The organism is Allobosea sp. Root670, assembly GCF_001429415.1.
GTDB lineage: Bacteria > Pseudomonadota > Alphaproteobacteria > Rhizobiales > Beijerinckiaceae > Allobosea > Allobosea robiniae.
Map to the genome: position 1 here is coordinate 200,583 of NZ_LMJU01000018.1, position 20,595 is coordinate 221,177.

Annotated in this window: 20 protein-coding genes; 8 read left to right on the plus strand and 12 right to left on the minus strand. The window is 66.8% G+C overall.

Annotation, left to right across the window (positions count from 1 at the left end; genetic code table 11):
* Positions 1–61 precede the first annotated feature (61 nt).
* From ASE61_RS22105 to ASE61_RS22130, 6 genes are all read right to left on the minus strand, one after another.
* Positions 62–361 (minus strand): hypothetical protein, encoded by a 300-nt coding sequence (locus ASE61_RS22105; RefSeq protein WP_061970601.1) that lies wholly within the window; start codon positions 359–361, stop codon positions 62–64.
* A 133-nt stretch (positions 362–494) separates the two neighbouring features.
* The gene (locus ASE61_RS22110) at positions 495–1,109 is read right to left on the minus strand and encodes a TlpA family protein disulfide reductase (RefSeq protein ID WP_061970602.1); all 615 of its coding nucleotides are present in this window, start codon (positions 1,107–1,109) and stop codon (positions 495–497) included.
* Positions 1,110–1,201: 92 nt separating this feature from the next.
* Positions 1,202–2,512 carry an FAD-binding oxidoreductase gene (locus ASE61_RS22115; RefSeq protein ID WP_061970604.1) on the minus strand — a complete coding sequence of 437 codons (1,311 nt, stop codon included), beginning with the start codon at positions 2,510–2,512 and terminating at the stop codon, positions 1,202–1,204.
* Complete coding sequence (locus tag ASE61_RS22120; RefSeq protein ID WP_061970606.1) at positions 2,509–3,399, minus strand: UbiA family prenyltransferase; 891 nt, start codon at positions 3,397–3,399, stop codon at positions 2,509–2,511. The genes ASE61_RS22115 and ASE61_RS22120 overlap by 4 nt, the downstream gene beginning before the upstream one ends.
* A 219-nt stretch (positions 3,400–3,618) precedes the next feature.
* Positions 3,619–4,503, minus strand: coding sequence for a tellurite resistance TerB family protein (locus ASE61_RS22125; RefSeq protein WP_061970607.1), 885 nt, complete (start codon positions 4,501–4,503; stop codon positions 3,619–3,621).
* A gap of 91 nt (positions 4,504–4,594) precedes the next feature.
* Positions 4,595–5,065, minus strand: coding sequence for an Lrp/AsnC family transcriptional regulator (locus ASE61_RS22130; protein WP_061970610.1), 471 nt, complete (start codon positions 5,063–5,065; stop codon positions 4,595–4,597).
* A gap of 132 nt (positions 5,066–5,197) precedes the next feature.
* Between ASE61_RS22130 and hppD the strand changes: the two genes are divergently transcribed.
* A complete protein-coding gene (gene hppD, locus ASE61_RS22135) occupies positions 5,198–6,331 on the plus strand; it encodes a 4-hydroxyphenylpyruvate dioxygenase (RefSeq protein ID WP_061970611.1) in 1,134 nt (377 codons plus the stop codon).
* 39 nt (positions 6,332–6,370) lie between these two features.
* On the opposite strand, the gene ASE61_RS22140 is transcribed toward hppD, so the two are convergent.
* From ASE61_RS22140 to ASE61_RS22150, 3 genes are all read right to left on the minus strand, one after another.
* Positions 6,371–7,165 (minus strand): AprI/Inh family metalloprotease inhibitor, encoded by a 795-nt coding sequence (locus ASE61_RS22140; protein ID WP_061970613.1) that lies wholly within the window; start codon positions 7,163–7,165, stop codon positions 6,371–6,373.
* Positions 7,150–8,124 carry a 2-hydroxyacid dehydrogenase gene (locus tag ASE61_RS22145; protein ID WP_061970615.1) on the minus strand — a complete coding sequence of 325 codons (975 nt, stop codon included), beginning with the start codon at positions 8,122–8,124 and terminating at the stop codon, positions 7,150–7,152. The genes ASE61_RS22140 and ASE61_RS22145 overlap by 16 nt, the downstream gene beginning before the upstream one ends.
* Before the next feature lie 146 nt (positions 8,125–8,270).
* Positions 8,271–9,047: a FadR/GntR family transcriptional regulator gene (locus ASE61_RS22150; RefSeq protein WP_061970616.1), complete on the minus strand. Its 777-nt coding sequence runs from the start codon at positions 9,045–9,047 to the stop codon at positions 8,271–8,273.
* Between the two features lie 238 nt (positions 9,048–9,285).
* Between ASE61_RS22150 and ASE61_RS22155 the strand changes: the two genes are divergently transcribed.
* From ASE61_RS22155 to ASE61_RS22175, 5 genes are all read left to right on the plus strand, one after another.
* Positions 9,286–10,338: an ABC transporter ATP-binding protein gene (locus tag ASE61_RS22155; RefSeq protein WP_061970618.1), complete on the plus strand. Its 1,053-nt coding sequence runs from the start codon at positions 9,286–9,288 to the stop codon at positions 10,336–10,338.
* A gap of 228 nt (positions 10,339–10,566) precedes the next feature.
* Positions 10,567–11,871, plus strand: a complete 1,305-nt coding sequence (locus ASE61_RS22160; RefSeq protein WP_061970620.1) for an ABC transporter substrate-binding protein — start codon at positions 10,567–10,569, stop codon at positions 11,869–11,871.
* A 136-nt stretch (positions 11,872–12,007) separates the two neighbouring features.
* Positions 12,008–12,964, plus strand: coding sequence for a carbohydrate ABC transporter permease (locus ASE61_RS22165; RefSeq protein WP_061970622.1), 957 nt, complete (start codon positions 12,008–12,010; stop codon positions 12,962–12,964).
* Positions 12,957–13,859: a carbohydrate ABC transporter permease gene (locus tag ASE61_RS22170; protein ID WP_061970623.1), complete on the plus strand. Its 903-nt coding sequence runs from the start codon at positions 12,957–12,959 to the stop codon at positions 13,857–13,859. Before ASE61_RS22165 ends, ASE61_RS22170 begins: the two co-directional genes overlap by 8 nt.
* 74 nt (positions 13,860–13,933) lie before the next feature.
* On the plus strand, positions 13,934–14,839 hold the full coding sequence (locus ASE61_RS22175) for an NAD(P)-dependent oxidoreductase (RefSeq protein ID WP_061970625.1): 906 nt from the start codon (positions 13,934–13,936) through the stop codon (positions 14,837–14,839).
* A 7-nt stretch (positions 14,840–14,846) separates the two neighbouring features.
* On the opposite strand, the gene ASE61_RS22180 is transcribed toward ASE61_RS22175, so the two are convergent.
* Positions 14,847–15,914 carry a LacI family DNA-binding transcriptional regulator gene (locus ASE61_RS22180; protein WP_061970742.1) on the minus strand — a complete coding sequence of 356 codons (1,068 nt, stop codon included), beginning with the start codon at positions 15,912–15,914 and terminating at the stop codon, positions 14,847–14,849.
* Positions 15,915–16,015: 101 nt separating this feature from the next.
* Here ASE61_RS22180 and ASE61_RS22185 point away from each other — a divergent pair, with 101 nt between their 5' ends.
* The gene (locus ASE61_RS22185) at positions 16,016–16,927 is read left to right on the plus strand and encodes an NAD(P)-dependent oxidoreductase (RefSeq protein ID WP_061970627.1); all 912 of its coding nucleotides are present in this window, start codon (positions 16,016–16,018) and stop codon (positions 16,925–16,927) included.
* Positions 16,928–16,937: 10 nt separating this feature from the next.
* Here ASE61_RS22185 and ASE61_RS22190 read toward each other — a convergent pair whose 3' ends face one another.
* Together ASE61_RS22190 and ASE61_RS22195 are read right to left on the minus strand one after the other, a co-directional pair.
* Positions 16,938–17,681 carry an aspartate/glutamate racemase family protein gene (locus ASE61_RS22190; protein ID WP_061970629.1) on the minus strand — a complete coding sequence of 248 codons (744 nt, stop codon included), beginning with the start codon at positions 17,679–17,681 and terminating at the stop codon, positions 16,938–16,940.
* Positions 17,682–17,972: 291 nt separating this feature from the next.
* Positions 17,973–19,082: a CaiB/BaiF CoA transferase family protein gene (locus tag ASE61_RS22195; protein WP_061970630.1), complete on the minus strand. Its 1,110-nt coding sequence runs from the start codon at positions 19,080–19,082 to the stop codon at positions 17,973–17,975.
* Between the two features lie 218 nt (positions 19,083–19,300).
* Between ASE61_RS22195 and ASE61_RS22200 the strand changes: the two genes are divergently transcribed.
* On the plus strand, positions 19,301–20,536 hold the full coding sequence (locus tag ASE61_RS22200; protein WP_061970632.1) for a metal-dependent hydrolase family protein: 1,236 nt from the start codon (positions 19,301–19,303) through the stop codon (positions 20,534–20,536).
* Positions 20,537–20,595 lie beyond the last annotated feature (59 nt).

A 20,595-nucleotide genomic window follows, 5' to 3' on the forward strand; every position in this document is an offset into this window, starting at 1 on the left:
AGGCCGGCGTAAGCCGGCCTTTTGAGTCAGGGGTCTCGAAACAGGGGTCTTCCAGGAAAGCTCAGTAGTAGCCGCAGACCCGGCGGTAGCCGATGACGTTGCCCCAGCGGTCGAAGCGCTCGACCATGTCGCAGGAGCGGACGGGGGCGGCGTAGTAGCCGTAGCCATAGGAGGGTCGGGTGGCGCCGGCGATGATGGCCCCCGCAGCGAGCGCGCCGACCACACCAGCTCCGACACCCCAGCCCCGGTGGCCGTAGCCATAGCCCCAGCGCGGGCGCGCTTCGGCGCCGGACGCGATCATGGTGGTGGCCAGGGTCAGGGCCGCGAGGGTCGCGGTCACGGTCTTGCGGAACGTCGTCATGCTCGTCTCCCGATTGCTGCGAGGGCGAAGGTCTCGCTCTCCATGCTCATTGGTCGCAGGGGGCGGCGGGCAGGTTCAAAGGCGATGAGAAGTTTTTTCGGGGGCGTTTCAGGCCGCCTGCCGGCCGGTGCGATCAGCTCGCTGCCCGCCCGTAGAAGCGCAGCAGCTCAAGCCCTTCCGGGCTGGTCCAGTCCGCTTCGCCAACGAGGTAGCCGACGCTGCGTGCCTCGCGATCGAGCAGATAGGTCATCGGCATGCCATAGAGCGGGAAGGGGGTCGGCTTTGCCGATTTCGGACCGGAGGCCACTATTCCCTCGGCATCGATGAAGGTCGTGAGGTCGGCGAGGCCGAGCCGGTCGAGATAGGTCCTCACGGTCGCGGCCGACTTGTCGAGCGAGACGGGTAGGACGACGAAGGGTTCGCGGGCGGCTTTCGCCTGGAGCCGCCGCAGGATCGGCAGTTCGCGCCGGCAGGGCGGGCACCAACTCGCCCAGAAATTGAGGAGGACAGCCTTGCCGCGATAGGTGGAAAGCGGCCGGGTCTTGCCGGAGAGATCGGTGAGAACGAGGGAACCTGCCTCTTCCGGCGGATCGATTTGCACGAATTGCGAGCTCGGCCCGGCAAAGCGCGGAGGCTGCCGAGCCGCGACGGGCGTCGCGGCCAAGGGCGAGAGCAGGGTGAGGGCGAGAGCTTCGCGGCGCGTCGGCGAATGGGCGGTGTTCCGGCCCGGTGTCGGCTGATCGTTCACGGACGTAGTCATGCGCCGCAGCTAGCAGCCGGCCGCCTGTCGGGGAACCGTCGCAGTGCTGACCTCACCGGGCTGTGATGTCGCAGTCCGCTCTACTGCGCCGTGACCCGCCGCCAGAAATCGGAGGAGAAGCCGGGGTCGATATGCGCAGCGAAGTCGCGCCAGCGCGGGAAGGATGCCGCGAAGGTCGCTGATGACATGCGCGCGTCCTTGTATGGGTTGACCCGCCCGCCGGCGGCGATCGCGAGGCCGTCGAGCCGAGACAGCAGCTGCTCGGTCCGCTCGCCGCGATTGGGGAAATCCAGCGTCAGCGTGGCACCCGGCATGGGGAAGGACATTAGGCCGGGCGAAGGCTTGTCGCCGAAGAGCTTCAGCACCGTCAGGAAGGAAGCCTCGCCCGCGGCGAGCGTCTGTCGCAGCATCTCGGCGACAGTGTCGGGGGCCTTGTCGAGCGGGACGGCGCATTGGAATTGCCGCAGGCCCTTTGGACCATAGGCGCGGTTCCAGTCGCGGACGCGGTCGAGCGGGTAGAAGAATGGGCGATAGGGCACCCGGCGGGTGAGGCCGTCGCTTGGCTGACTGCTGCGATAGAGCCAGTTGAACGCGCTCAGCGTCATGCGGTTGATCAGCGGGAAGGGCGGCTTCAGCGGAAACGACAGGGAGCGCGCCGGACGTGGCGCCGGGATGCCGGAAGCGGGGGCATGGTTGGCCCGGAAGAAGACGCCGCGGCCGAGATCACGCCCGCCGGCGAGCGAGTCGATCCAGGCGACGGTGTAGTCATGCGTGGCATCGGATGCGGCGGCGATCTCGAAGAAGCGGTCGAGATCGCCGAAGGGCAGGATCTCCTGCGCCATCTCGGCCGAGGCGATCGGCATGAGCTGGAGCGTCACCTGCGTCACCAACCCAGTCAGGCCGAAGCCGCCGATCGTGGCCGCGAAAAGCTCGCTGTTGAGGTCGGGCGCGCAGATCACGCGCTGCCCGTCCGAGCGTACCAGTTCGAAGGCCCGGACATGGCAGCCGAAGGTGCCGGCGCTGTGATGGTTCTTGCCGTGGACGTCGTTGGCGAGTGCGCCGCCAATGGTGACGAAGGCGGTGCCGGGCGTGACCGGCGGAAACCAGCCGGCCGGCACGGTGATATCGAGCAGCCGGTCGAGCAGGAGGCCGGCGCCGCATGTGATGAGGCCGGTCTCGCGGTCGAAGGCGAGGATCTCGTCGAGATCGCGCGCATCGATCAGCGTGCCGCCGTCGTTCAGGCAGGAATCGCCATAGGAGCGTCCGTTACCATAGGCGAGGGCGGGGCGGTGGCGGGCGGGCGCTTCGAGCCAGTCGCGCGCATCGACGATCCGGCTTTCGCGGGCTGCGAGCCCACCCCAGGAGCGATAGTCCGAGAGCGGGGCGCTCACGGCAGGAAGGTCGCGGCGACCATGATCAGGGCCACCACGAGCCCCATGAGTTGGCTGCGCCAGTCGCGGATCATGAAGACCAGCGGATCGTCCGGCATCTGGCCGCGACGGGCCAGGAACCAGATCCGCGCCATCTGGTAGAGGATGATCGGGCAGATCAGCCAGATCAGCTTGGGCTGGCTGTAGAGCTGCTTGACGTTGGCGCTGTCGACATAGAGCGCCATGATCAGGGCGCAGGTGCAGCCCGAGGCCATGCCGAGCTGCGACAGCGCCTCGATATCCTCGGCGTGATAGCCACGCCCCGCCTTCTTCAGCCCGGACTGGTCCTGGGTCAGGCGCAATTCGGCATAGCGCTTCACCAGCGCCAGGCTGAGGAACAGGAACATCGCGAAGGCCAGCAGCCAGGAGGATATCGGGATGGCGGCAGCGGCATTGCCGGCGAGGATGCGCAGCGTGTGCATGGCGGCGAGCCCGAGGACATCGACAAGGAGCTTGCGCTTGAGGAAGAGCAGGTAGGCGAGCGCCAGGAACAGATAGGTCAGCAGCGCGAGGAGGAAGTTCTTCGGCTGCGGCACCAGAAGAGCCGTCGAAAAGGCAGCCGCGAGCAGCACCGGCACGGCGGCATAGGCCTGCGCCGCCGTGATCTCGCCCGCTGCGAGCGGGCGCTTGCACTTGGTGGGATGGCGCCGGTCCGCCTCGACATCCTTGATGTCGTTGAGGAGATAGACCGCGGAGGCGATCAGGCTGAAGGCGACGAAGGCGATCAGGCCGAGCCAGAGCGCGTGCGGATCGAAGGCGTCGTGGTTGAGCAGGATGGGGACGAAGACCAGGCCGTTCTTGAGCCAGTGATGCGGCCGCATCGCCCTGATCATCGCGGTCACAGACATGGTTCGGCCCGTCTCCCCCAAGACATGGGTCGGCCTCCGCATCGCGGAACCCGACTGCCGGCTCAGCCGGCGCGGGCGTTATCGGCGGGAAACTCCTAAGCGCAGGTGCACATGGCGTCGAAACGAGCAGTGATTTCAACGCCATGCTTAACATCGGGCTTCCGCGTTCCGCGAAAGCCGGAGACGGCCGGCGCCGTGCTCGGGCGCCGGCCGAAGCGGTCAGACCTTGGCGGCGCTGGCGGCGGCGTCGATATTGGCGACGAGCTCGGCATCGAGGCCGAGCGAGCCGGCGAGACCCGCCAGGAAGTCCTTCTCGGCGGCATTGTCCGGATTGATGGCGATGCGCGCCGCCGTATAGATTTGCGCGGCGAGCTCGGGGCTTTCGGCCGCCTCGACCAGCGCGTCGATCGAAGCCGGCTTCGCCATCTCCTGCGCCAGCCACTCATGCGCCTCCCGTTCGAGGCCGGCCTCCTTCAGGCCGCCGAGGATGGCGCTCTGCTCTTCCGCATCGATATGGCCGTCGGCGGCGGCTGCTGCGATCATCGCGCGGATGAAGACCAGCGCGGTGGCTTCGGTCGCGGCCTGCGGTTCGAAGCCGGTGCCAGCGGGGGCGGGCAGCACCTCCTGCTGGCTGGCGTTGAGCAGCGGCTTGCCGGCCTGGTAGTTCTGGTAGGCCTTGTAGGCGAGGCCGCCGATCAGGGCGAGGCCGCCGAGCTTGGCCGCCGAGCCTGCGACCGAGCGGCCGGTGCTGGTGCCGAAGACGAGCGCGCCGAGGCCGCCGAGCACCGCGGTTGCCAGCGCCGGATTATTGCTGAACACGCCCTTGGCCTGCTCGATGAGCTGATCCGGCGTCCGGCCGCCGGTAACCCGGCCGAGCGCATCGCCGGCGCCCTGCTGCACGCCGGTCTGGCGCGCCGCGTCGCCGAGGCCTTGCGTCGCCTGGGTCAGGATCTGGCCAGCCAACCCGCCGAGGCCGCCGGACCCCTGGATCTGGCCGGCCAGCCCGCCGAGCATGCCGCCAAGGCCGCCCTGCTGTCCGGCCTGTGTGCCGGCCTGGCTGCCGGCGCTGATCAAGGCGTCGAGCAGGGATTTGGCATTGAACATCTGGTTTCTCCTGTTGGCGGCTGAGGCGCCGCGCAGTCGATCCGCCGCATGAAAACGGCGTGACCAAGGTGCAGTTTGCACAGCCGCGCGCTCAAGTCATCGGCAGCGGCAGAACCCCCGGTTCCTTCAGCGTTTCCAGCGCGATCTCGGAGCGGACGCGGGCGACGCTTTCATGCGGCATCAGGATTTCGTTGACGAGCCGGGCGAGCGCCTTGAGGTCGCCGACCGCGACCTTCAGCAGGTAATCCGCCTCGCCGGTCAGGGCATGGGCCTCGAGGATCGCGGGCGTCAGGCGCACGAGGTCGCGGAAGCGGCGGGCATTGTCGCGCGAATGCGTATCGAGCGCGACATGGATGAAGACGATGACACCGAGGCCGACGGCGGAAGGTTCCAGCGCCGCCCGGTAGCCGCGGATGACGCCCTCCTGCTCCAGCCGCTGCCGTCGACGCGACACCTGGCTCGCCGATAGCCCGACTGTCTCCGCCAGGGCGGCGTTGGTAAGGGAAGCATCATTCTGGAGAGCGTCCAGCAGGCGCCAGTCGAGTGCGTCAAGCGCGGCCATGTCGTGCGCCTTCAGTATCTCTCATGCGTGTATCATGCATCCAATCTTCCTGATGAAGCCATTTTGCACGGAATTTGCCTGATCTTTGCGCGATCATGGGGCATCCAGCAAGAGCCGACAGGAGGAATGCCCATGGGTCCGTTTCCGCACGATGCCGCCCCACCCGCGATCTCGGCCGCCAACCCGATGGGAACGGACGGATTCGAATTCGTCGAATACGCCCATCCCGAGCCGGAGAAGCTCGGCGCCCTGTTCGAGACGATGGGCTTCACTAAGGTCGCCCGCCACCGCTCGAAGCAGGTCACGCTCTACCGGCAGGGCGACGTGAATTTCGTCGTCAATGCCGAGCCCGATTCCTTCGCGCAGGCCTTCGCCGCCGCGCATGGCCCCTGCGCCTGCGCCATGGCCTTCCGCGTCGTCGATGCGAAGCACGCCTTCGAGCGGGCCGTGTCGCTCGGAGCCGAGCCCTATGAGAGCGCGATCGGACCGGGCGAGCTCGCGATCCCGGCCGTGCGCGGCATCGGCGGCTCGCTGCTCTATTTCGTCGATCGCTATGGCGAGAAGGGCTCGATCTGGGATGTCGATTTCGAATGGATCGGCGAGCGCGACCCGCATCCGGAGCAGGCTGGCCTGTATTATCTCGACCACCTCACCCATAACGTCATCCGCGGGCGCATGGACCATTGGGCCGGCTGGTACGGCAAGCTGTTCAATTTCCGCGAGATCCGCTTCTTCAATATCGAGGGCAAGCTGACCGGCCTGATCTCGCGGGCGCTGACGTCGCCCTGCGGCAAGATCCGCATACCGATCAACGAGTCGCTCGACGACAAGAGCCAGATCGAGGAGTACCTGCGCCAGTACAAGGGCGAGGGCATCCAGCATGTCGCGATGGGCTCGCGGGACATCTATGCCAGCGTCGAGGCCCTGCGCGGCAACGGCCTGCCCTTCATGCCGTCGCCGCCCCCGACCTATTACGAGAAGGTCGATGCCCGCGTGCCGAACCATGGCGAGCCGGTCGAACGGCTCAAGGCCAATGGCATCCTGATCGACGGCGAGGGCGCGGTCGCGCTCGGCGAGAAGGCCGGCCGGATGAGCAAGGTGCTGCTGCAGATCTTCTCGGCCACGGTGGTCGGGCCGATCTTCTTCGAGTTCATCGAGCGCAAGGGCGATGACGGCTTCGGCGAGGGCAATTTCCGCGCGCTCTTCGAATCGATCGAGGAAGACCAGATCCGTAGGGGCGTGTTGAGTCCGGTGGCGGCGGAGTAGCCAAGCGAACCGCATGGCCGGCTCAGCCGGTCATGCGTGCTACGGCGTGAGCTTGCGCATCAGAAGCGGCGCCCCGACCGCCGGGTCCTTGCGCCATTGGCCGCCCTCGAAGACGAGGTCGGTGCCGTGGCCGCGGCGGGCGACGAGGGTCAACCGGCCGCCGGCATAGCGCCAGCCGACGGGATCGAAGATCGTCAGTCCGGTATCCGGGCAGGTCCCCTCGAAGGCGGCGGGCTGGTGGCCATCGGCGGCTGCGGGCGAGAGCAGGAGGCGGCAGGCCTCGCGGTTCTGCTGGCGCATCAGGACATAGCGCCCCGGCAGAGTGTCGGGCGCTGGCGCCGTTGCCGGATCGACGACCGTGACGCGTTGGGCTGCGGTCGCTGCCTGATTCTGCGACGCCCGGGGCGCGATGCGGGGGTGGTTCTGCGATGTCAGCCGATAGGCCTTGCCATCGCTGCCCTTGCCGTCGAGCCCGGTCTCGGGCGTTCCCTTCTGGAAGCCGATGACCTCCTTGCCGTCGGTATCCAGAAACTGGGGTTGCCCGCCCGCCGCCAAGGTCCAGGAGGCGGCGGTGCCGAGGACCGGCAATGCGCGCCGGCACGTGGCGGGGAAACGCAACTGCCGTCGGTTGCCGATGGCTTCCGCGCCGAGCGTGACCGTGCAGCTTCGGGACGCGCCCGCCAGTTCGAGTTCCCAGGCGCCGAGCCAGCGGCGGATCGTGTCGGGCGCCTTGTCGGCGCCGCGCGGCAGCGGCGCCGTCTGCGCGACCGCCGGCAGGGAGCTGGCGGCCAGGATCAGCAGAGGCAGAAGCTGGCGGATCAGGCCTTTTTCCATGGGGTCTCCGACACGGGCGATAGCGGGCCCTTGCCATCGAACCATGAAACCAGGTTGTCGACCAGAAGCTGGCCCATCGCCTCGCGGGTATGGACCGAGGCCGAGCCGACATGGGGCAGCAGCACGGCATGCTCGATCGCGATCAGTTCTGCCGGCACGCGCGGCTCGTCCTCGAACACGTCGAGGCCGGCGGAGAGGATGGTCTTGTCCTTGAGCGCCTTGATCAGCGCCTGCTCGTCGACGACGGTGCCGCGGCCGACATTGACCAGGATGCCGTTGGGACCAAGTGCCTTCAGCACCTCGGCATTGATGATGTGATGGGTCGAGGCGCCGCCCGGCGCGACCGAGATCAGCGTGTCGACATCGGCGGCCATGTCCACCAGCGACGGGTAGTAGCGATAGGCCACGTCCGCCTGGCGCGAGCGGCCGTGGTAGACGACCGGCAGGCCGAAGGCCTCGATGCGCTGAGCCACCGCCTTGCCGATGCGGCCGAGGCCGACGATGCCGACCTTGCGGCCGCGCAGCGAGGTGGTGAGCGGATAATTGCCCTGCAGCCACTTGCCCTCGCGTAGGTAGCGGTCGACCTGCGGGAGCTGGCGGACCGTGGCGATCAGCAGGCCCAGCGCGAGATCGGCGACCTCGTCGGTCAGGACATCGGGCGTATTGGTGACGACGAGCCCACGCCGGCCGGCTTCGGCGGCGTCGACATGGTCGTAGCCGACACCGAAGCTCGAGATGACCTCGACCTTCGGAAGCGCGTCGAACAGCGCGCCGTCGACCCGGTTGTGCCCGCCGCCGGCGGCAACGCCGCGCACGCGGTCCGCGACCTCGCGCAGCAGGGCGGCGCGGTCGGGCGCCTTCCACAATTCATGGACGGTGAAGCGCGCCTTGAGCTGGTCGGCGGCATAGGCCATCAGCGGGCCGGTCTGGACGATTTCGGGCTTGGTGGAGGCTGTCATTGTCTGGCTGTCCGTGAGGTGTGGCGAAGGGCGTTGATTCGGCTTGTCTGAATCGATTAAAATGAAACTACGCGGCCTGCCGGAACGGCATAGCCCCGCTGCCGCATGAGCGCTATCCGATCACGTTCCGCCGGGAAAGCGGGCGCTCATTTAGTATGCTTTATTCTGGCGATTTTCCCAGCCTCCGTCGCGAAATGCGTGCCGAGCGAGGCCAGCGTGGTATTGAGGCTGTCGATGACGAGGCCGGCCATGCGGGCCGAGGCAAGGTCGCCGTCGCGGTCGATGATGGCGAGCAGCACATGCTCATGGTCGGGCAATGATTCGATATAGGCTGCTTCGTCGCCGGTCTTGAGCAGCAACGACCATTGCAGGGTGGCGATGACCGCGCTCGACAGGCATTGCAATGCGGCGTTCTGGGCGGCGGAGAATATCGCCTCGTGGAAGGCGAGATCGGCCCGGATCGTCGCTTCGGCATAGGGCGCGCCGTCGGCCATGCCGCGATAGGCGGCTTCGATCCGGGCAATGTCGGCGGAGGTCCGGCGCTGCGCGGCGAGACGGGCGGCGCTCGGCTCGACGAAGCGGCGCAACTCGAAGAGATCGCGGATGAATTTCTCGTTGGGGTCGGCCTCGAACTGCCAGGACAGGACGTCCGGATCGAGCAGGTTCCAGCGCTCGCGCGGTGCCGCGCGGGTGCCGCTTTTCGGGCGGGCCTCGACCAGCCCCTTGGCGGTGAGGACCTTGACGGCTTCGCGATAGGCGGTGCGCGAGACCGATATCTCGGAGCGCAGGTCGTCTTCGTTCGGTAGGACCTCGCCCGCCCGGACGCGACCGGTGATGATCGCGACGGCAAGCTTCTGGGCGACCTGGCCGAAAAGCCGGTCCGGATTGAGCGTCGTCGGCCGCGAGAAGTCGCGTACCCGCATCGCTGGTGCCCCTCCCTCGGGCGCCTTCGGCCAGCCAAAATTTGCGGCATCCCGAAGGTTGTGGCGGCGCTTGACAGGGCCGCTTCTATCGTATGACTTTATCGCAGATTGGAACGGACACAATCGTCGGGATCAGGCGGTGTCCGCTTTCATCATTCGGTCACAAGAAACCGATTGTGGTCGCGGACCGCTGCAAGGCGGGCGCGTGATCAGGGAACGGAAAACAGGGAAGGACGGCATGGCTTCAGTCCAGATTGCCGATGTGCGCAAGGCCTACGGGTCGACGCAGGTCATCCACGGCGTCGACATCGACATCGACGACGGCGAGTTCGTCATCCTGGTCGGTCCGTCCGGCTGCGGGAAGTCGACGCTGCTGCGGATGATCGCCGGGCTCGAGAACATCTCGGGCGGCGAGATCAAGATCGGCCCGCGCGTGGTGAACGACGTTCCGCCGAAGGAACGCGACATCGCCATGGTGTTCCAGAACTATGCGCTCTATCCGCATATGACGGTCGCCGACAACATGGCCTTCTCGATGAAGCTCCGGAAGGCGCCGAAGGCCGAGATCGACGACCGCGTCGGCAAGGCCGCGGGCATTCTCGGCCTCGACAAGTTGCTCGATCGCTATCCGCGCCAGCTCTCGGGCGGTCAGCGTCAGCGCGTCGCGATGGGCCGGGCGATCGTGCGCGATCCGCAGGTCTTCCTGTTCGACGAGCCGCTCTCCAATCTCGACGCCAAGCTGCGCGTGCAGATGCGCACCGAGATCAAGGAGCTGCACCAGCGCCTGAAGACCACCACGGTCTATGTCACGCACGACCAGATCGAGGCCATGACCATGGCCGACAAGATCGTCGTGATGCATGACGGCATCGTCGAGCAGATGGGCGCCCCGCTCGATCTCTACGACAACCCCGCCAACCTCTTCGTCGCGGCCTTCATCGGCTCGCCCTCGATGAACCTGCTCAAGGGCAAGATCGTCGGTAACGGCTTCGAGACCGAGGGCGGCACCGTCTGGCCGATCGGCAAGCATCCGGTGGGCTCCGACGGCCTTGCCGCGGTGCTGGGCATCCGCCCCGAGCATTTCCGTCTCGATCCGAACGGCCTGAAGGCTGAAGTCTCGGTCGTCGAGCCGATGGGCTCGGAGACGCAGGTGGTCGTCCACTGTGGCGGGCAGGACCTGACCTGCATCTTCCGCGAGCGCATCTCGGCGAAGCCCGGCGAGACGATCGGCATCACGCCCGATACCAGCGTGACGCATCTGTTCGACGCCGCGACCGGCAAGCGCATCTAAGGGCACGCGCCGGTCGGGTTGCGATGCGATCCGATCGAGCCATGCGTTCTTGATGCAGAGTATCCGAGGCGGCTTTCCGATCGGGTCGGTTCAATCTGATCGGACCCGGCTCCAAGAAATTCGCCGCCCCGAAGGCAGGGCGGCGGATGATCGCTGTCAACGCCCATCATCATGCAGGACGGGGGTCCCATGCAGGCCGCCGCCGCCCCAACGGAGGAGACGGTTTCCATGAGCATTTCAAGAAGAGACGTTCTGATCGGCGGCGCCGGGCTCGCGGCGGGCGCAACCCTGCCGCTGTCTTCGGCCATCGCGCAGGCCGATGTCGAGAAGGGCGCGACGCTGCGTGTGCTGCGCCCGACCAAGTTCGTCGATCTCGACCAGCAGATCTTCGACGAGAACACCGCCGCCTTCACCAAGGCGACGGGCGTGCAGGTCAAGGTCGACTATGCCGGCTGGGAAGACCTGCGGCCGCAGACGGCGGTGACCGCCAATACCGGCGCCGGCCCCGATATCGTCGTCGGCTGGGCCGACGATCCGCATATCTTCTCGGACAAGCTGATCGACCTCACCGCGCTGGCCGATGACCTCGGCAAGAAGAACGGTGGCTGGTATCCGATTGCCGAGAAATACGGCAAGAAGGACAAGACCAACCAGTGGGTCTCGATCCCGATGGGCGCTTCCGGCGCGCCGGCGGTCTATCGCGAATCCCATGTCAAGGAAGCGGGCTTCGACGCCTTCCCGAAGGATCTCGACGGCTTCCTCAAGCTCTGCCGCAAGCTCAAGGAGCAGAACCATCCGGCCGGCTTCGCGCTCGGCAACGCGGTCGGCGACGGCAACGCCTTCTGCAACTGGCTCGTCTGGACCCATGGCGGCCATATGGTCGACGAGAACAACAAGGTCACGATCAACTCCAAGGAGACGATCGAGGCGCTGAAATACGCCAAGGCGCTCTACGAGACCTTCATCCCCGGCACGCTCTCCTGGCTCGACATCAGCAACAACAAGGCGCTGTCGGCCGGTGAAGTCTCGGTCACGCAGAACGGCGTCTCGCTCTATTTCTCGATCAAGAATTCGAAGGACGAGAAGACCGCGGCGATCGGCAAGGACCTGAACCATGCGATGATGCCGGTCGGGCCGCTCGGGCGCCCCTCGGAGCCGGCGCTGATCATCAACGCCATGGCGTTCAAGCACACCAAGTTCCCGAAAGCCGCGCTGGCCTATCTGCGCTTCATGATGGAGCGCGAGAACTACGACAAATGGCTGACCGGCAGCTCCGGCTACTGGGCGCAGCCGCTCAAGGGCTATGCCGACAGCAAGGTCTGGTCGAGCGATCCCAAGATCCTGATCTATCGCGACACCTGGGAACGCGCGCTCTGGAGCGGCTACAAGGGCTCGATCAACGAGGCCGCGGGCACCGTGAACGCCGAGTATGTGGTCGTGCAGATGGTCGCATCCGTCTGCGCCGGCCAGGCGACGCCGGAAGAAGCGGCCAAGGAAGCCGAGCGGCGCGCCAAGCGCTACTACCGGACCTGATGCGCTCCGCGCGCTGATCCGGACACGCGGCCGCCGGCTTGCCCGGCGGCCGACGCGAGATCGCATCGGATATCCCTGAAAGGTGGCTTCAAGCCTTTCGTCCCGGTGCCCCAGCAGACCCGAACGCGAGGGCGCCATGGCCGTAGCTGCCGCCGAATCGCGAACCGTCCACAGCCTGCAGCACAGCTGGCTGGTGCGTCTGTTCGACAACAAGCCATTCCTGATCTTCCTCTGCCTGCTCCCGGCGGCCGGCTTCCTGCTGGTCTTCCTCAGCTATCCGCTGGGCCTGGGCATCTGGCTCGCCTTCACCGATACGCGTATCGGCAGGCCCGGCATCTTCATCGGCTTCGAGAATTTCGTGTCGCTCTGGCAGGACCGGGTGTTCATCACCTCGGTCTGGAACACGTTGCTCTATACCGGCGTGGCGACCTTCGGGAAATTCGCGCTCGGCCTCTGGCTGGCGCTCCTGCTCAACAACCACCTGCCGTTCAAGTCGCTGCTCCGGGCGATCATCCTGATACCCTGGATCGTGCCGACCGTGCTCTCGGCGATCGCCTTCTGGTGGATCTACGATCCGCAGTTCTCGATCATCTCCTATGTGCTGGTCGACGTGCTCGGCTGGCGCGACAGCTATATCGACTTCCTCGGCCAGCCCTGGCCGGCGCGATTCTCGCTGATCGCCGCCAATATCTGGCGCGGCATTCCCTTCGTCGCGATCAGCCTGCTGGCCGGCCTGCAGACGATCTCGCCGGCGCTCTACGAGGCGGCGATGCTGGACGGTGCCAATTCCTGGCAGCGCTTCCGCCATGTCACGCTGCCGATGCTGATGCCGATCCTGGCGATCGTGCTGACCTTCTCGGTGCTGTTCACCTTCACCGATTTCCAGCTCGTCTACGCGATCACCCGCGGCGGACCAGTCAATGCCACGCATCTGATGGCGACGCTTGCCTTCCAGCGCGGCATCCCGGGCGGGCAACTCGGCGAGGGCGCGGCGATCGCGGTGGCGATGATCCCGTTCCTCGTGATGGCGACGCTTTTCAGCTATTACGGCCTGTCCCGCCGCAAGTGGCAGCAGGGGGAAGACAATGACTGACCAGACCCTCGCCACGCGCCCGCAGCTCACCGACAAGGAGCGCGAAGGCGTCATCGACTGGTCGTCCGGCCCGCGGCGCTTCATCACGCTCTACCTGCCGCTGTCGGTCTTCCTGCTCGTGCTGCTGTTCCCGTTCTACTGGATGGCGATCACGGCGATCAAACCGAACGGCGAACTGCTCGACTACAAGAACAACAACCCGTTCTGGGTGAAGTCGCCGACGCTGGAGAACATCAACAAGCTGCTCTTCCAGACCGATTATCCGCAATGGTTGTGGACCACGATGATGGTCGCGGCCGTGGCGACGGCGCTGTCGCTGTTCTCCAGCGTGCTCGCCGCCTATGCGATCCAGCGGCTGCGGTTCAAGGGCTCGCAATATGTCGGTCTGGCGATCTATCTCGCCTATCTCGTGCCGCCCTCGATCCTGTTCATCCCGCTGGCGACGCTGATCTTCCAGTTCGGCCTGTTCGACTCGCCGCTGGCGCTGATCCTGACCTATCCGACCTTCCTGATCCCGTTCTGCACCTGGCTCCTGATCGGCTATTTCAAGTCGATCCCCTACGAGCTCGAGGAATGCGCGATGATCGACGGGGCGACGCGCTTGCAGACGCTATGGCGGATCACCTTGCCGCTCGCCATGCCCGGCCTGATCTCGGCCGGCATCTTCGCTTTCACCCTGTCCTGGAACGAGTTCATCTATGCGCTCGCCTTCATCCAGTCGGCGGAGAAGAAGACGGTTCCGGTCGCGGTGCTGACCCAGCTCGTCGAGGGCGACGTCTATCACTGGGGCTCGCTGATGGCCGGCGCGCTGCTCGGCTCGATCCCGGTCGCGATCCTCTACTCCTTCTTCGTCGACTACTACGTGGCGTCGATGACCGGTGCCGTGAAGGAGTAGCCGGCTTCGACGCCGGCTGTCTTGCGGGCATGGCGCAAGCTGTGCCCGCTTTCGTTCCGAGAGTGTCTGCCCCGATGTCCCATCAATCGATCTCCAGCATTGCCTTCGTCGGGCTCGGCGCCATGGGCGCGCCGATGGCCGAGAACCTCGTCAGGAAGCAGTTCCGTGTCACCGGCTTCGACATGCGCGAAGCCGCGCGCGAGGCGCTGGTCGCGGCCGGCGGGCATGCGGCGGCGAGCGCAAAGGAAGCGGCCGAGGGCGCCGAGGCACTGCTGCTGATGGTCGTCAATGCGGCGCAGGCGCGCGCCGTGCTGTTCGAAGCCGGGGCGCTCGCCGCGCTGGCGCCGGGCGCGACCGTGATCCTGATGGCGACCTGCCCGCCCGGCGAGGCCGAGGCGATCGCCGCCGAGGTGACGAAGACCGGGCGGCATTTCATCGACGCGCCGGTCTCCGGCGGCGTCAACGGCGCGCGCAACGCGACGCTGACGATCATGGTCGGGGCGCCCTCCGAGAGCTTCGCGCGGGCGAAGCCCGTGCTCGACGCGCTCGGTGACAAGGTCTTCCATGTCGGCGAGAAGGCCGGGCAGGGCGCGACGGTGAAGACCGTCAATCAATTGCTCTGCGGCGTGCATATCGCGGTCGCGGCCGAGGCCTTGTCGCTGGCCGAGAAGGCCGGGATCGACGGGCGGCTGCTGTTCGAGATCATGGGCGGCTCGGCCGCTTCGTCCTGGATGCTGCGAGATCGCGGGCCGCGCATGCACGAGCCTGATCCGGTGGTCGCGAGCGCCGTCGATATCTTCGTCAAGGATCTGGGCATCGTGCTCGATGCCGGGCGCGCCGCGAAGACGGCGCTGCCGCTGGCCGCGGCGGCGCACCAGATGTTCCTGTCGGCGTCGGGCCTGGGCCATGGCGGGCGCGACGATTCGCAGGTGGTGCGGGCCTATCGCGCGCTCAACGCCAAGCCCGCCAACGATGCCTGAAGAAGACTCAGCGCGGCGGCGGGCTGGTCGTACCCCTGACGATGAGGGCCGGCGTCAGCAGGAGCCGCTGCGTCGGGGCATGGGGATCGGCGATGCGGTTCAGCAGGAATTCGGCGGATTTGCGCCCCATCTCGTCCTGGAAATTGCGGACGGTGGTCAGGGCCGGGTACCATTGCGCGGCTTCCTGCACATCGTCGCAGCCGACGATCGAGAAATCGGCCCCGGCCTCCAGCCCGCGATGGCGCAGGCCGAGCATGGCGCCGAAGGCGGCGAGATCGTTCATGCAGACGGCGGCGGTCGGCGGGTTCTCCGCATCGAGGACCTTCTGCATGCCCTTCAGCCCGTTCTCGCGGGTGCCGTAGTCGAAATGGACCAGCGCCGGGTCGAAGGGCAGGCCATGGCGCGCAAGCGCCTCGCGGTAGCCGGCATAGCGGTTGCGGCCGGTCGAGATGTTCTCGTTGGCGCAGAGAAAGGCGATGCGACGGTGGCCGAGCCCGATCAGATGCTCCATCGCCAGATTGGTGCCGTGGCGGTCGTCGGAGCCGACGAAATCGAGGTCGAGTTCAGGAATTTCGCGCGAAAGCTGGACGATCGGTATGCCGGCATCGACGAGGGGGAGCAGGTTCTCGGCCGTGCTGGCGCCGGCCGGGCAGAGGACCATGCCGTCCGGCCGGTATTCGGCGAGCGTGCTCAGCACGCGCTGCTGCCGGTCCAGGTTCTCGGCATAGGTCCCGAGCAGGATCGAGCGGTCGTTGCGGGCCGCGGTTTCCTCGATCGCGGCCAGCAATTCGGCGAAATAGGGGTTGGTGATGTCGTGGAAGCCGACGCCGATGATGTTGGTGCGATCGGTACGCAGCGAGGCGGCGCTGCGATTGTAGCTGTAGCCCATCTCGCGGGCGATCTCGCGCACGCGGTTACGCGTCGCTTCCGCTACGAGCTGCGAGCCGCGCAAGGCCAGAGACACCGTCGCGGTCGAGACCGAGAGTCGCTCGGCGATGACCTGCAAGGTCACGCGGCCGCGGCCTGGCGGCGGGCTCTTGGGCTGGCGGAGCCCGGGCGGGTCGCTCGCAGTCATGACTCGTCCACACTGAGCGCAGGCCTCGCGGCCGGCTTCCGGTCCGGCCATGTCGCCGACGTCCGGGTCCATCTCAACCATATCAGCGGGAGAATTTGAAGATGAGCGCACGCAAAGAGTCCATCGGCTTCATCGGCGTCGGCTTCATGGGGCAGGGCATGGCCCGTAATCTTGTGGACAAGGGCTTTCCGCTGACCGTGATGGGACACCGCAACCGCAAGCCGGTCGAGGAGCTCGTCGCGGCCGGGGCGGTGGAAGCGAAGACGGCGAAGGAGCTCGCGGCGCGCTCCGACATCATCTTCCTGTGTGTGACCGGCTCGGCCCAGGTCGAGGCGGTGGTGAAGGGCGAGAGCGGCATCGTCGCCGGGGCGAAGCCGGGCACGGTGATCGTCGATTGCTCGACCTCGGACCCGACTGTGACGGTGAAGCTGGCGGCCGAGCTCGAAGCGAAGGGGCTTCATCTCGCCGATGCGCCGCTCGGCGGCACGCCGGCGCAGGCCGCGCTCGGCCAGCTCTCGGCGATGATCGGCGCCTCTCCAGAGGTCTTCGCCCGGATCAAGCCGGCCTGCGAGGCCTGGGCGCAGAAGATCGTGCATCTCGGCCCCGTCGGCGACGGCCACAAGATGAAGCTGATCAACAACTTCCTCTCGCTCGGCTACGCCGCGATCTATGCCGAGGCATTGACGCTCGGCCAGAAGATCGGGATCACGCCCCAGACCTTCGACAGCGTCATTCGCGGCAGCCGCATGGATTGCGGCTTCTACCAGACCTTCATGCAGTACGTGCTGGAGCGCGACCGCGACGCCCATAAGTTCACGCTGAGCAACGCATTGAAGGATGTGCGCTATCTGGAGAGCGTCGCCAATGAGGCCGGCGTCGCCAACCCGATCGGCAATGCCGTGAAGAACAGCTTTGCCACCGCCGTCGCCAGCGGCAAGGGCGAGGATTACGTGCCGATGCTGTCGGACTGGATCGCGGGCCTGAACGGCACGTCGATCGCCGGCAAGGGCTGAAACCGCCCGTTCAGGGCTGCGCCAGCAGCCGCGAGAGGCCGTCCGAGAGCCCGGTGCTGGTGACGGGAGCGGGCAGGGCGAGGTCGCCTTCCCGCGGCTTCGGCTGCGGCTGGTCGAGTTCGGCCAGCAGCATCCGGATGCCGGCCTCGGCCGAGCAGATCACGGGCACGTCGACAAGCGGCTGGACGCGCGGCGCAAGGCCTGCAAGCCCGGCGCCGCCGAGGATGACCGCGCCGGCGCCATCACGCTTGGCCACCCGGCGGCAGGCTTCGGCGAGCATCGCGATCGAGCCGTCCGGGTCGCGGGCGATATCGGCGCCGGTGGGAGCCACGGTCTCGACGGCGGCGAGGCGGTTGCCCAGCCCGATCGAGCTGACGAATTCGTGCAGGATCGGCCCCCAGCGCTCGCCGCCGGTGACGATGGCGAAGCGCTCGGCCTGTTCCGCGGCATAGCGGCTGCTGGCCTCCGCCATGCCAATCACCGGGATGCGGGCCATTTCCTTGAGGGCGAGCAGGCCGGGATCGCCGAAGCAGGCAAGGTAGACGCCGTCGCAGTCCCCGCCATGCTCGGCGAAGGCTTCGAGCGCGGCATGGGCGGCGATGACGCCGGCGCTGCGGCTGGCGATGTAATGCGCGCCGAAGCGACCGGTGACCGGCACAAGCTCGGCCTGCGCCGGCAGATAGGGCTGGACCACGCGCGCGACCAGCGCCGTCATCTCCGGCATGGTGTTGGGATTGAGCAGGAGAATGCGCAAGCGAGGCCTCACGATCCGTGAACCAGCCGGGACCCGCCGCCGATCTCGCGATCGGGCAATGGCGGTGCAGCGGCTGCCAGGAGTGAACGATGTCTCATCGGTCTGAAATCAAGAGCAGATTTGCCGTTCGGCTCGCAAGCGGATGAATGGAGAAACAGTGCTTCCATTCCGGCAGGGTCGGGCGTCGCTGGCACTGCCCGGCGTTCTCGCATTCCGTCACGTCCACAGCAAGGGCACGATGATGTCGCGGGCCAGATCGCAGCGTCGCGTGCGGCCTGGACTGTCCTGCGTTCAGCGGGGTCGGCTTGGCGCCTGCCGCGTGATCGCGCAGGGCGTCTTGCTGAAGCGGATCGGCGGCTTCGTCGTGACCAGTCGCCCTTCCGTGGGATGCTCGACAGCCTCGAAGAAGCCCGTGGCCTTCAGATGCGGATCGTCCAGGAGGTCGTCGAGCGTGTTGATGGCCGAGCAGGGCACGTCGATCCGGTCGAGGATCGACTGCCATTCGGCGGAAGCGCGGTCCAGCAGGCATTCCGCCAGGCGCTCGTAGAGCGTATCGATCATCGCCGCGCGCGCCGCGCCGTCATTGAGCGCCGGTTCCGTCGCCCAGTCCTGGCGCCCTGCCGCCTGGAACAACGCACGCCAATGCGCTGCCGTATAAGGCATCACCGCGATAAAGCCGTCGGCGGTCCGGTAGGGCCGGCGATGCCGCGACAGCACCCGGGAATAGCCGCTCTCGCCAAGCGCCGGCTCGAAGCTGCGGCCGCCGAGATGCTCGACCGCGAGGAAGGAGACCATCGCCTCGAACATCGGGACCTCGATCGCCTGGCCTTCTCCCGAGACCGCGCGGTGATAGAGCGCCGCATTGATCGCGCCGACGGCGAAGAGGGCGGTCGTCTTGTCGGCGACGATCGTGGGTGCGTAGGCTGGCGCATCGCCCGAGCGCTCAGCCAGAGCGGCCCAACCAGAGGCGGCCTGGATGACGTCGTCATAGGCCGGCCGGTCGCGATAGGGCCCGTCCTGCCCGAAGCCGACGATGGCGCAGTAGATCAGGCGCGGATGGCGGGCGAGCAGTGTCTCCGGATCGAGCCCGTTCCGGCGGGCCGCTTCCATCCGCATGTTGTGGATGAAGATGTCGGCGTCCGCGATCAGCTCCCGCAGGCGGGCGAGGTCCTCGGCCGATTTCATGTCGAGCGCGACGCTGCGCTTGTTGCGGTTGCAGTTGAGGAAGGCGGCACCCATGCCCGGCGAGCGGGCCGGGCCGGGCGCGCGCATGATGTCGCCGCCCGGCGGCTCGACCTTCAGGACATCGGCACCCATGTCGCCCAGCGTCTGCGTCGCATAGGGGCCGGCGATGACCGTGGTCAGGTCGACGATCTTGATCCCGTTCAGTGGGCCCGGCATGGCGGTTGCGAATCTCCGTTGGGGCCTGAGTGAACCCGCCATCGATCAGCCGCGCAACGCCGATCTGGCTGGATAACCCCACGATGTGCGACCGGCGACGGGTATCCGCCGGAGGGGCAATCAACCGCCCTTACGCTGTCGACAGTTTGGATGTTGCGTGCATATCATGTGGGTGCTCGGAGCCCGGTGCTCCCTGGCAGGCATGTTCGGAGGCGGGAATGACGATGCTGCATTTCAAGAACTTCGCTTTGCTCGAACCCGGTTTCGGTGAATTGCGCCGGGGCTATGAGCTCGTCGTCGAGGGCGACACGATCCGCGAACTCTCCGACAAGCCGCTGAAGCCCGCCAAGGCCGACGTGATCGATTGTGGCGGCCGCACGCTGATGCCGGGCCTGATCGACAGCCATGTCCATGTGTTCCTGTCGGAGGTCTATATCCGGACGATGGAGAGCATGCCGCTGACGCTGATGACGGCACGTGCCGTCCGTTTGATGAAGGGCATGCTCGATCGCGGCTTTACCAGCGTGCGCGACACCGGCGGCGCCGACTGGGGCATCAAGGAAGCGGTCGAGAAGGGCGATGTCGCGGGGCCCCGCCTATTCATCGCGGGCGCTGCGATCGGCCCGACCGGCGGCCATAGCGACCCGCGCCGGCGCACCGATTTCGGCGCGCGCTGCCATTGCTGCAACGCCATGGCCTATACGATGAACGTCTCCGACGGCGTCTCCTCGGTGCGGAAATCGGTACGCGAGCAGATGCGGCTCGGCGCCGACCATATCAAGATCATGATGTCCGGCGGCGTCGCCAGCCCCTACGACCCGCTGGATTCGATGCAGTTCAGCGTCGACGAGGTGAAGGCCGCCGTCGAGGAGGCGAAGGCCTTCGGCCGCTATGTCTGCGCCCATGCCTATACGCCGGAGGCGATCACGCGGGCCGCGCAATGCGGCGTGCGCGCGATCGAGCACGGCAACCTGATCGACGACGCCTCCGCCAAGTTGATGGCCGAGAACAACATGTTCCTCACCGCCAATCTCGTCGCCTATTACGCGATGAAGGAGCGGGCGGCCGAGTTCGGCATGACCGGCGACATGCTGGCCAAGAACGATCTCGTCATCGATGGCGGTCTGCGGTCGCTGGAAATCTGCAAGCGCGCCGGCGTGCCGGTTGCTTTCGGCTCGGACCTGCTCGGGCAGTTGCAGGTCGAGCAGTCGCGCGAGTTCCTGCTGCGCCGCGAGGTGCTCTCGCCGCTGGAGATCATCCGCTCGGCGACCACGGTTGGTGCCCAAATCCTGCGCATGGAAGGCAAGCTCGGCACGGTCCAGACCGGCGCCTTCGCCGATTTGATCCTCGTTGACGGCGACCCGCTGAAGGATCTCGCGCTGTTCCAGGAACAGGGCAAGCACCTGGCGGCGATTATGAAGGGCGGTGCCTTCCACAAGAACACGCTGCATTGAAGCGCTGCCCAGTCGCCGGTCAGCGCATGACGGAAATGCAGGCTTCACTGTTTGTAAGT